Consider the following 11,610-nt stretch of genomic DNA (forward strand, 5'->3'; position numbering starts at 1 on the left):
GGGCTTAGATTTTACCTTTTTCCTCTATTCTATTTCTCCATCTCCGCCAATTCTGAATTCTGACTCCTGACTCCTGACTCAAGAGCCAAAAACCTTCACCTTTGTAAAGATACTGTTAGGGCTTCTATAGGAAACTTAAGTTTTTTCAGGCTTTTAAACCTTCCTCCTTCTTCCTTTTTCCTCCTTCCTCCTTCCTTTTTCCTCCTTCCTCCTTCCTTTTTCCTCCTTCCTTCTTCCTTACCCAATTATTAATAATTAAATAATTCGCGCCTTGAAGCCTCCCCTTGGATAGGGAAAAAAAGTGCTAGGATATTTCCCGATATTCAATTCCGTAACGGTTTTAACCTTCTTGTAATTATCAATTATCAATTATCCATTATCCATTATCCATTATCAATTATCCATTATCCATTATCCATTATCCATTAATGAACCTGACCTGACAATACCAATGCTACCGGACATAATATTACGGAAAGCTCCGAAGATCGACCGCTTTTTTCTCCTTGAAAGGAGAGGCTGAAAACCTTATTTTTTCGGTAATGTCATTTAATATTAATTGACAAATTAATATTAATTATGATATAGACTCTACTTAGTAAAAATTGAGATTATCTAGCAATGACATCCCTAACTTCAGAGCAATATAAACAGAAAATGCAGCGCCGTAAACAAGTACAAGAAGAACGAGTATCTCAAGCTGCTCAGGAAAAAGGCTTAATTATTGTGAATACTGGCAACGGTAAGGGTAAAACTACGGCAGCTTTGGGTATGGTAATGCGTTGTTTAGGCCATGGCTACCAAGTGGCAATTATCCAATTTATTAAAGGTGCTTGGGAACCGGCAGAAAAAGCAATTTTTAGCAAGTGGGGCGAACAAATATCTTTTCATGCTTTAGGTGAAGGGTTTACTTGGGAAACTCAAGACCGCGATCGCGATATTCAGAAAGTTTATGAAGCGTGGAATTTGGCTTTAACTTTTATCCGCAACCCAGATTTTAAATTAGTCTTGCTTGATGAAGTTAATGTTACTCTAAAATTAGGTTATTTAAAGTTAGAAGATTTATTGACTGGCTTAGAGGAAAAACCAGTAGATTCTCATATTATTCTTACAGGTAGAGGAGCCCCTTCTGAATTAATTGAAAGGGCTGATTTAGTGACAGAAATGAAGATGATTAAGCATCCTTTTAGAGAGCAAGGTGTAAAGGCGCAGCCTGGTATTGAGTATTAATATTGTTCATTAATGGATAATGGATAATGGATAATGGATAATGGATAATGGATAATTGATAATTGATAATGGATAATTGATAATTGATAATGGATAATTGATAATTGATAATTACCTCTAGTTAGTTAAAACCATCAGATTGAATATAAGGAAATATCCTAGTGCAGAATGGCAGAAATAACTAACCAGTTACAAAATTCTCAAAGCCTTACCAATCAATAATGCTTGAATTTTGAGATTGCCACGGCTGTCGCCTCGCAACCCTTCAGGATTTTGATTTCCGCGTAGCGGCACTAGCACTTTTTTCTCTTGAAATAGAAGGCTTTATACCTTTTTTTTAGGTAAAAAGAAGGAAAAATGTGTGAGATTTTTTCCTTTAAGTTTCTTCTTTATCAACCAAAAAAGCATAAAAAATATAGATTTTATTGATCGAGTTAGATAGATAAGTTTAGATCAAAAGGAAAAGGAAGTAGTTCTTTTTAATCTTTGCTACAAATAGGAAATATTTATCAAACTGGTACAATACCAATTACTAAAAATAATACTATATTTCAGCATTTAACCCAGACTTCAACGATTAATTAATCAGTAGGATTCAATAATATTTTTGACAATTATCAGTCATATATAATCCGGGTAATTAGTTATCGTATTGCGGAGGAGTCAGGAGTCGTAGGGGCGTTTTCCTGACGGAATGCTCCGCAAACATGTCGCGCAGCGAAACGGCCGTTAGCTTCGCATAACTATCGTTAACGCCCGTACAGGAGTTAGGAGAAATATTGGATTTGAAGTATTAAATTATATAATTCCTATTTAATAGAAAACTTGTCTTAATGAAGAAGCAGTTTTGCAATTACTGTATAACCGGATTTTATATCAGTCATTAACTGTATATTTTTACTATTTTTATCGCCACCTTGCTCCCCCGCTATTCTACCCAATCAAATGTAGGAAAATTTTTTATATTTGGTATAATATTCTATTACCAAACTAAATCTTGATAGTTAGTTTGACAACTTTTTAATATTCGGAAATCATTATCGCTAACTTGATCGATTCGGTGATATTTTGTCAAGTCTACTGTGTAGTCAGAAGCGCTATTATTATAACTATCTATAACCTTTACCTGTAAACTATCTTTTTGATGAATACCATAAAAGCAGTAAAAGGATGAATAGGGTAGATAAAAAGCACCTATTACCTTACCATTTTTCAAATTGAAGACAAAATACTCATTCTGAATTTGATCTGGCTGCCTAGACTGACCAAAAAGGTAAATTCCATCAGTCTGCAATCTATTATTATTGTCTATTTCTGAAGAAAACTTTGGCCTTTCTTCCTTAAGCTTAACAGAAATAGATTTATACTGTATTATTGGTCTATTTACTACACCATAAGTAAATATAGAGTAGGTTGCGATCGCCACTAACCTAAAAATCACGAATATTGCTTAATTATTATCTACATTATTATCATACCCATATAAAAGCATAAAGGTCTATTTTTTCACAATTTTTGTTACTTTCTCAACCAAAACAAAAGTTATTTTTGTCAAATAAAATTCCTTATAGAGATAATCATTAAGGATAACTATCTCCACAAGGAATGGTGTCAATTTGAGATTAAAAATAGAGGGATCGATACTAGAAAGATATTAATACCTAGCTAGCTACATATTCTCGTACCTTGGCCTGACGACGGCGTAAATGGGCCAAAGCCTGATGTTCTAGTTGGCGAACTCGCTCACGACTGAGTTGGAGTCTTTCTCCCACTTTAGCCAACGACATCTCTTTACCATCTTCAAGACCAAAACGCAATATCAATACACGACGTTGTTGCTCGGTCAATTCCCCCAGTAGGGTATTTAAGTCTTGACGCAACAACTCACCAGTGATATAGTCATCTGGAGAAGACGTTTCATCCTCTAAAAGTTCCTGTAGTTCAGTATCCTGATTATCTCCAACCCGTAAATCTAAAGAAATAGGATGACGGGCCATTAAAAGATATTCTCTAATTTGAGAAGGCTCTAGCTGCAAAGCTTGGGCAATTTCAGAAGGGGTAGGACTACGACCCAAAGTCTGAATTAGTTCTCTCTGAACTCTTTTGATTTTGTTGAGCTTTTCAGTAATGTGAATAGGTAAGCGAATGGTACGAGCTTGTTGTGCGATCGCTCTAGTAATTGCCTGGCGAATCCACCAGTAAGCATAAGTAGAAAATTTGTAGCCCCGTGTAGGGTCAAATTTTTCTACTCCTCGTTCTAAACCAAGAGTACCTTCTTGAATTAAATCCAAGAATTCCATATTTCGCTTTTGGTACTTTTTAGCGATCGCTACTACTAAGCGAAGATTAGCTTCAATCATTTTTTGCTTGGCACGTTGACCTTGCTTCATTGCTTTCTGAAGTGTTTCTACACTTAGCGTTACATATTCTGCCCATTCTGGCCCAGTTGCCGCTCTATTTAGTTTTTCCTCTAATTTTTCTTTTAACTCCAGCAGTTGCATCATTTGCTGTACCTGCTTACCATAAATAATCTCTTCTTCACGAGTTAGCAGCGGTACACGACCAATCTCATGTAAATAAGTACGAACTGTATCCATTGAGGAGTAAGGGCTACCGCTAAATTTAGTTTGAGTTGTCTTTTGAGTTTTATTTTCTTGATTTAGTTTTGACATTTTTGTAATAAACTCCTTTAATAAATATTGCAGTAGTTATAATTTGCTCCTGATAGTGGGAGTCTACATATAGACAACTACATGAGGATAGGCTTGCCCATCCCCCAAAAATTCTATAAAGTGGGAAAAACTTTATAATTGAACTTTGTTATCTTGATTTTTGCATGGAACCATAAGACAAATTCAATTTTTACATGATTTTTATTAATAAAATTTATATTTTAGTTTCCATGTAAACTAAACTGATTATGAGTTTGCCTTTCTTGTTTGTAATACAAGCTTAGACTAAATTCCTGGATAAAATGTTCATTCTATAGGTAGAAAATCTTAATTTTTCCTTAAGAGTGTTAGGGACTTGAGATTAACTCCAACTTATCTTTCTCAATTTCCGCAAAACCTTGGTAAAATTATTATTTATTTAGTTAACTATCTACTCCATTCCATAATGGCTCAAGATATACTTAAGAAGCAACTATAGCAACAGAGAGATAACCGAACTCTCTGCAATAGTTGACAAAGAAGGCTAAAAATTTAGTTCTGTTGTCATAGAATCTCCGGAAAAACACTACCCAAAAATTATGGATTTTTTGAGCATCATTGGACATATACTACATTGTAACATAAAAATCAATTTAAGTTTTTTGTGCCCTTTATCAAAATAATTGGGTCTAATACCAATTCCCATGCATTAATGCTATACTTAGGTAACGCTTCAGTTTTAGTGATTTTAGGTAAGTTAATGTTAATTATTCTTTATTTTTTCTTCTCCTCCACTCCCCTACTCCCCTACTCCCCTACTCAATCAAATAAAAATTTTGAGAAATGGTATTAAGTGGATAATAATTGTAATAGAGACACAATATTACTGTGTCCCTAAAAATGTACCAAGTTATTGTGAGTAGTTAGAAAGAGTTTCCTTCATTAAACAAACCATTGATGAACGGATCTCCTCCAATAATTGTTTCTCCTATTGTTTCTCCTATAGGATTTCCGAGGAATACCCTAGTCAAACTAACAAAACCATTATCAACACTTGCATCTAAGGTAAAACTTCCAATCAAAGGTAGCTCTGTATAAGTAACACGCAACAAATAGTTAAATTCTGGTGAGAGAGTTAACTGTGAAGAAACCCCTGGAATATCTGATACTACTCCTGGTCCAATTCTTCCATTAACACCACCATCACCATTATCATTAGCTGCAATTATCTGCCCCTGTCCAGATTCTAATAGAGAACCTTGAGGAATTTGATATATCTCTAATAGAGGGTCAAAACCAGGATTATTGCTTATCAGACCGATTGTTAGTGGAGTATTTGCTGTAGCGTTTAACAAATAATCTTCTTTAAAAACGAAAGCTGTATTTTCACGATTTCTCACCGCTTCATCAGTGTTGTCTATGAAACCATCAATACTAATATTTACTGGTTGAGGTACTCGAGGTACTGGAGGTACTCGAGGTACTGGAGGTACTGGAGGTGCTGGAGGAATAATACTAACACCAGGAAATAAGGTTAACTCATAGTTACTAGAAATACCAGGAGCAGTCTGAAAAACATCGATCAAATATTCACCGGGAGTAGAGAAAGCTACTTGAAATGCCTCATTTGATGCACCCAGGTTGTCGCCACGAGCAATTAAGTTACCATTGCTATCTAATACTGCTACATCAATATTGCCAGTCAGATTTTGCAAGGCAATTCCCGCAGTTAATGGTTGATCGACTGTGACGCGATAGTAGTCTACAGGATCGAAATCATTGATTGTTGCCAGCTGACTTATTGCTGCTGCTTGTGGAACTAGAGTACCCAAAAAAGTTGGTGTGTTTGGGTTATCATTACTGTTGTCAGTAGTATTCAGATCAACATTAACATTAGCACTACCAGGAAATAGAGCTAACTCATAGTCACTAGCAATACCAGGAGCAGTTTGAAAAACATCGATGAAATATTCACCAGGAGTAGAGAAAGTTGCCTGAAATGCTTCATTGGATGCCCCTAAATTATCACCACGAGCAATTAGGTTACCATTGTTATCTAATACTGCTACATCTACATCGCCAGTAAGATTTTGTAGGGCAATTCCTGAAGTTAAGGGTTGATCGACTGTGAGGCGATAGAAGTCTACAGGGTCAAAATCATTTATTGTCCCCAAGCTAGTTATAGGTATTTCTGGAAATAGAGTACCTATAGGAATTGCTCCATTGATACTATCGTTACTGTTATCAGAAAAAATCACTTGAAGTTGGTTTAATACATCCATTGTTAATATTTTTTTTGAATTATGTTGATAACTAATTAAGTTTTTTAAGGATTTGTGAAATCTTTTAAACTTAAGAAACTGCTATTCTTATTAAGATCAGACTTGTCTATGGTAAAAAAAGTTTCTATCTGTGGCATAATCAGAAAATTTTCATACAACAATTTTAAAGATAGACATAATCAAAAAAGTGATACACTTAATCAAGTTTAAGCAATGTTCTATGTAATTTTACTGAACAATGAAAGCAACTTTATCTTATCTTAAAAAATCAAGGTATAAAAATTGACAATATTTTTGATACTACTTCTATTGCCAAACTATAGCAGGGAACAGGGAACAGGGAACAGGGAACAGGGAACAGGGAACAGTGGGAAAAGTGTTTCCGTGGTCTTTGATTCATCATCAGTCTATGTCCTAATCGCCCTGGCTGTTGCTATAAATCATAGATTCATAGCTACTCTACTCAGAGGGTTAAAAATTGTTACACCTTTCCGGTTTAGTAATAAATGGTAGTGCGTCAAGGAAGTGTGGTCCGTGTGGTCCGTGTGGGGAGACACTCGAAAGTAGGAGAAATAATTGTACCTGTATCTTTTTGGGAAGTGTCTGCCTTTCGTGCTAACTTTTTAGTCTCAAAGGCTAAAAAATTTGCACTTTTTTCGCGACCATGTGGGCGCTCAACCTTTATATATCAGTGCTTTTAGATTATATTGGCCACCCCTACGCGACTTATCCGACATTTTACTGATGCACAACCTAATAAATAATGACAAAAATAGGTTATTTTGCGTAAGTCTTAATACTGATAACATAAAGCTAATAAGTAGGACGACGAGAGTATCAAGGTTCGATTATATAGTCTTTATGAATATTTTTCCAGTTTTGTATCGGTATCTTGGAACAGGTATGTAATAACTAACTCTACGCTACAATGTTTGCAGAGTTAACTTCCTACTTAATGTACTAATTATCCATAAAAATCCCTAATTATGATGAATCTCCCAGAATTTTTTAACCAACGTTATCAAGTTAAACAAGAACTAGGTTGCAATCAAACTGGAGGTCGAATTACTTATCTCACAACTGATACTACCACCGAGACACCCGTTGTCACAAAACAATATCAATTTGCCAATTGGGCAGAATACGAAAGTTATTATAGAGAAATTGAACTGCTACAACAACTAAATCATCCTAGTATTCCCCGTTATCTTGATTCATTTGAGACAGAAAATGGCTTTTGCTTAGTCCAAGAGTACAAAAATGCTGCCTCTCTTGCCCAAACTCAATTTTGGACAGTAGCAGAAATCAAACAAATTGCTCAAGAAGTATTAGAAGTTTTAGTTTACCTACAACAGCAAGTACCGCCAATTATTCATCGGGATATTAAACCAGAAAATATCTTAGTTGAACGAAATGGTACTCAACTAAAAGTTTACTTAGTAGATTTTGGGTTTGCCCGCAGTGGGTATGGCAATGTAGCAGTTAGTAGTGCAGTGAAAGGTACTCTAGGATTTATGCCACCGGAACAGTTGTTTAACCGGGAACTAACTGAAGCATCAGATTTATACAGTTTAGGTGCAACTTTAATCTGTTTGTTAACCAATACAAAATCTAGTGATATTGGTAAGCTAATCAATGATAACTATCGAATTAATTTCAAAAAATTGCTGCCGAAGGTAGAACCAGCATTGATTAATTGGCTAGAAAAAATGGTGGAACCAAACCTAAAATCTCGCTTTCCCAATGCTGAAATTGCTCTCAAAAAGCTTAACTCTCTTGGTAATTCAGAAAATACAACAACTCAAAAAATACAATTTGGCACGCAAAAACCCAAGAAAATCTTTACCGGAGCAGCAACAATTGGTCTATGTCTCATAGCACTTTATAGTACCATTGCAGCACTAACAACCTGGGGTGAAAATAAATGGTTAAGAACTCGACACCAAGTAGAAGTATCTCGTTCAAATGGGAGAAAACAACATTTGCAACAAGTGCTATTACAAACAGGTCAGTGTCCTCGGTGTAACTTAAGTAATGTTAATTTAGCCTATGCTAACTTGAAGAATGTTAATCTCAAAGATGCTACTCTAGATGGTGCCGACCTCAATAATTCCGTTCTCAAAAATGCAGAACTATGGAAAGCAAGTTTGGCAGGAATTAATTTGTCAAATGCTAACTTATCAGATGCTGATTTTAGAGGTGCTAAACTTAGGTACGCAGATTTACACTCTGCAAATCTCTGGGGGGCAAATTTAGGATATGCTAATCTTTGGGATGCTAACCTCAATAAAGCAAATCTCCAATATACTAATTTTTGGGGTGCTAATTTAGGTTATGCCAAGTTAGAAAATGCTAACCTCAAAAATTCTAATCTTTGGGGAGCTAATTTATTTAGAGCTGAGTTAGAGAATGCCAACTTGGAAAATGCTAATTTGGAAAATGCTCAGTTGGATGGTGTTAACCTCAAGGGAGCGACATTAAAACAAGCTAATCTAAAAGATACTATACTCTCCGCGCACAAAGGTCATAGCTATCGTAGTATTAATTTAGAGAATGCTGACCTAGAAGGTGCTAATCTCGAAGGGAGTCATCTAGAAAATGCTAATCTATTAGGTGCTTATTTGAAGGATGCTAACCTTAGTGAAGCTTCTCTCGAAGGTGCTGACTTACGGGGTGCAAATCTTACTAATGCTAACCTTAGCAAAGCTTATTTACGGGGTGCAAATCTTCGTGGTGTCAACCTTCGCGGTGCAAAATTGGAGAGTGCAAACTTCCGAGATACTGACCTCAAAGGTGCGATCATGCCAGATGGTAGTATTCATCCTTAGGTGGTGGTGCATAGTAATGGTAGAGAGAATGTGGGGAGTGTGGGGAGTGTGGGAAGAAATTAAAAAATATATATCTTCACCATTACAATGCAGGAATACCCATCCTTAAATTACTAATATAGCAATTCCCAAAAAGCATGAGGCACAAAATTCGTTTTTTTTGGGAGTAGTAATTAGGGTTTTGTGGGAATAGAAAATCAGAAAAACAACTTTACCTCAGTAACTTGAGAAACGCTATAAAAGGAAGAATTTATATCATTTCTCAAAAACTTTTCTACATTTTATTGAGCAGGGGAATAGGGGAGTGAGAGAGTAGGGGAGAAGTAAAAATATGAATAATTAGGGTTTGCTGAAAAAGTCTTTTTTAAGGAGTAGGGGAGCGGGGGAGTAGGGGAGTAGGGGAGTAATTTTTTTGCCCAACTCTTGCTAAAAATACTAACTTTTTGAGCATTAAGAGCTGAAACAGGCGTACTTTTAACCGACCTAAAAAGGCTAAAACCTTTATCTCTCAATGGTTTTATATTTAATCAGCAAACCCTAATTAACGCTAACTACCTAATAATTATCAAAAAAGTTCCATGCGCCTGTGTTAATTACTTAATAATTTAAGTGCTACTGAGGATTCTCACCACAAACTAAAATTACGCAGGCATTTTTGTTAAAGTTTAATCATTTCATATTTCTATTTTAACCAACTCCTACATATTTATATCAACTTCGCTCTTATTACTTATAAACACAATAATTTTTAGAAAGGAAGAGTATAAAAGTCAGGAATAGTCGATAATTTCAGACTATTTATCTTTCTACTATAGCCTTTCTATAGCAAAACATTAAGATATTTTATTTATAACTAATTATCGGAATTTGATATTCTATGATAACTAACTTCTACAACCCTCAATAAATTTAATTAAATGTTTGTGAAACTCTTCAGTTTTTCTCATATAACAAGCATGGCCACCATCAGCCAGAATAACTTTTTGAGAATTTGGCATTAATTCTACTAACAAATCAGCTTGTGCTACAGGTACTATCCGATCATTACTTCCCCAAATAGCTAATGTTGGTAAATTAATTCCTTTTAATTCTTCCTGAAAACGCTCAATTCCTACAGGGGAAACTGCGACAAAACCTCCTAGTTTATCACAATAATTAATCACAAAAGGCAAACTATAACTGCCACTCATAGAAGGAGATACTAAAATTGGCAAATTTAAGTTTAAATTATTTAATATTTCTCGCAAAAAACCTAAGCCAGAAACTGATATTCTTTGGGAACGACCATAACCCGGAATATCTACTGCAACAGCTCGATAACCTTGCTTACTCAAAAGATCGAGAGTACCTATTTCTTGCCATGTCTGAGCAGTAAAACTTGCTCCATGTAGCAACAAAACACTAACTAAATTTTTTTGGCCAGTTTCTAGGTAATGAATCCGAGCATTTTCCAGATGTAGATATTGAGAATTAATATGGGTATTCATAATTTATTGAGGCCAATTTTATTATTTTAAATCGTACAATAAAAACTAATTATTAAATATGAATATTACTAACAAAAATTCTAGGGAAAACCCAAACAGTTTTGTCGAAATTCGCTCTCCTTGGATGACCTTAATTGGTGAACATTTGCAAGATAACCAAGGACAAATTATTGATTATTGGCGGGTAGAAAAGGCTGATTCTGTAATTATATTAACGATTCAATCCGAGCAGTTATTATTACCTATTGCTACATATCGCCCTGGTCTGGGAAAGAAAACTTTAGATTTTCCTGGTGGATGGATAATTGATAATTGATAATTATGGCAAGCGTTCCGCAAAGCTTTCCGTTTGCCATCCTCCGCAAAACCAATTCAAGTCACTCCGCGTTTTCCTGACGGAATGCTCCGCATCAATTGTTAAAAAGGTAATTATCTATTATTCATTATCCATTATCCATTATCCATTATCCATTAATGAAAGTTTTGTTGCCAAAATAGACTCCACAGTATCAATATCCAACGAATTATTGGGCGCTGTCTATCCTACCACAAAATCAGGTGTTCATAATTTACTTGAGGATTTAACTTGTCTTCAGTGTCGTGCTTTGTTATTAGAGTGGCAAATTCAAACCTTTTATTGTTAATTTATGCTATATCAATTTTTATGCGGAATGCTGCGCAAATAGCAAGAGGAAATTATAGTTAGGGGGCAAAATGAATATAGCAATTCCCTCGATGGTTGTAATATTTTAGTGGCAGTTAGGAGTCAGAATTTACTCATATTTTCAGCTTAAATTAACTATTATAAAAATTTTCACAATCAATGGGCGAATTGCTATAGTTTATTAGACATCTCCAGAAAATAAACTTACCCTTGATTTAACATAAGCTAGAGTTGTCAAATTCAGTTACCTAAATCATTTTTCGTACCTTTTTCCTAAAAATATGTTCCCTGTTCCCTGTTCCCTACTCTTGCCAAAAGTATATATCTTTTTCACCAGAGGTCTATTAGTATTTTTCCTAACACCTACTAGCTAATACTCTTAATGAATATCAACTATAGCGCTGTGCGCAGGCAACAGGCAACAGGCAACAGGCAACAGGCAACAGGCAACAGGCAACAGGCAACAGG

General features: G+C 35.2%; 8 protein-coding genes. 3 read left to right on the plus strand and 5 right to left on the minus strand.

The window, feature by feature from the left end; translation table 11 throughout:
• Positions 1 to 95: 95 nt before the first annotated feature.
• On the minus strand, positions 96 to 245 hold the full coding sequence (locus ACP6PK_RS25980; protein ID WP_426563940.1) for a hypothetical protein: 150 nt from the start codon (positions 243 to 245) through the stop codon (positions 96 to 98).
• Positions 246 to 621: 376 nt separating this feature from the next.
• Between ACP6PK_RS25980 and cobO the strand changes: the two genes are divergently transcribed.
• Positions 622 to 1,230: a cob(I)yrinic acid a,c-diamide adenosyltransferase gene (gene cobO / locus ACP6PK_RS25985; protein ID WP_094670837.1), complete on the plus strand. Its 609-nt coding sequence runs from the start codon at positions 622 to 624 to the stop codon at positions 1,228 to 1,230.
• Between the two features lie 982 nt (positions 1,231 to 2,212).
• Here the strand turns inward: cobO and ACP6PK_RS25990 are convergent.
• The 3 genes from ACP6PK_RS25990 to ACP6PK_RS26000 all read right to left on the minus strand — a co-directional run bounded on the left by ACP6PK_RS25990 (position 2,213) and on the right by ACP6PK_RS26000 (position 6,163).
• A complete protein-coding gene (locus ACP6PK_RS25990) occupies positions 2,213 to 2,671 on the minus strand; it encodes a hypothetical protein (protein WP_426563942.1) in 459 nt (152 codons plus the stop codon).
• Between the two features lie 220 nt (positions 2,672 to 2,891).
• Positions 2,892 to 3,902 (minus strand): RNA polymerase sigma factor, RpoD/SigA family, encoded by a 1,011-nt coding sequence (locus tag ACP6PK_RS25995; RefSeq protein ID WP_426563944.1) that lies wholly within the window; start codon positions 3,900 to 3,902, stop codon positions 2,892 to 2,894.
• Between the two features lie 902 nt (positions 3,903 to 4,804).
• Positions 4,805 to 6,163, minus strand: a complete 1,359-nt coding sequence (locus ACP6PK_RS26000; RefSeq protein WP_426563946.1) for a hypothetical protein — start codon at positions 6,161 to 6,163, stop codon at positions 4,805 to 4,807.
• 986 nt (positions 6,164 to 7,149) lie between these two features.
• On the opposite strand from ACP6PK_RS26000, the gene ACP6PK_RS26005 reads away from it, so the two are divergent.
• A complete protein-coding gene (locus ACP6PK_RS26005; RefSeq protein WP_426563948.1) occupies positions 7,150 to 8,991 on the plus strand; it encodes a pentapeptide repeat-containing protein in 1,842 nt (613 codons plus the stop codon).
• An 884-nt stretch (positions 8,992 to 9,875) separates the two neighbouring features.
• Here the strand turns inward: ACP6PK_RS26005 and ACP6PK_RS26010 are convergent.
• Complete coding sequence (locus tag ACP6PK_RS26010) at positions 9,876 to 10,478, minus strand: alpha/beta fold hydrolase (protein WP_426563950.1); 603 nt, start codon at positions 10,476 to 10,478, stop codon at positions 9,876 to 9,878.
• 58 nt (positions 10,479 to 10,536) lie between these two features.
• Between ACP6PK_RS26010 and ACP6PK_RS26015 the strand changes: the two genes are divergently transcribed.
• Positions 10,537 to 10,794 carry an NUDIX hydrolase gene (locus ACP6PK_RS26015; RefSeq protein WP_426563952.1) on the plus strand — a complete coding sequence of 86 codons (258 nt, stop codon included), beginning with the start codon at positions 10,537 to 10,539 and terminating at the stop codon, positions 10,792 to 10,794.
• Positions 10,795 to 11,610 lie beyond the last annotated feature (816 nt).

Source organism: Dapis hubbardiae BLCC-M172 (assembly GCF_050016015.1).
Taxonomy (GTDB): domain Bacteria; phylum Cyanobacteriota; class Cyanobacteriia; order Cyanobacteriales; family Microcoleaceae; genus Trichodesmium.

Excerpts from the sequence above, each read along its gene's own strand:
- cobO (WP_094670837.1), top strand. The coding sequence starts at position 622 with ATGACATCCCTAACTTCAGAGCAATATAAACAGAAAATGCAGCGCCGT.
- ACP6PK_RS25995 (WP_426563944.1), bottom strand. The coding sequence starts at position 3,902 with ATGTCAAAACTAAATCAAGAAAATAAAACTCAAAAGACAACTCAAACT.
- ACP6PK_RS26000 (WP_426563946.1), bottom strand. The coding sequence starts at position 6,163 with ATGGATGTATTAAACCAACTTCAAGTGATTTTTTCTGATAACAGTAAC.
- ACP6PK_RS26005 (WP_426563948.1), top strand. The coding sequence starts at position 7,150 with ATGATGAATCTCCCAGAATTTTTTAACCAACGTTATCAAGTTAAACAA.
- ACP6PK_RS26010 (WP_426563950.1), bottom strand. The coding sequence starts at position 10,478 with ATGAATACCCATATTAATTCTCAATATCTACATCTGGAAAATGCTCGG.
- ACP6PK_RS26015 (WP_426563952.1), top strand. The coding sequence starts at position 10,537 with ATGAATATTACTAACAAAAATTCTAGGGAAAACCCAAACAGTTTTGTC.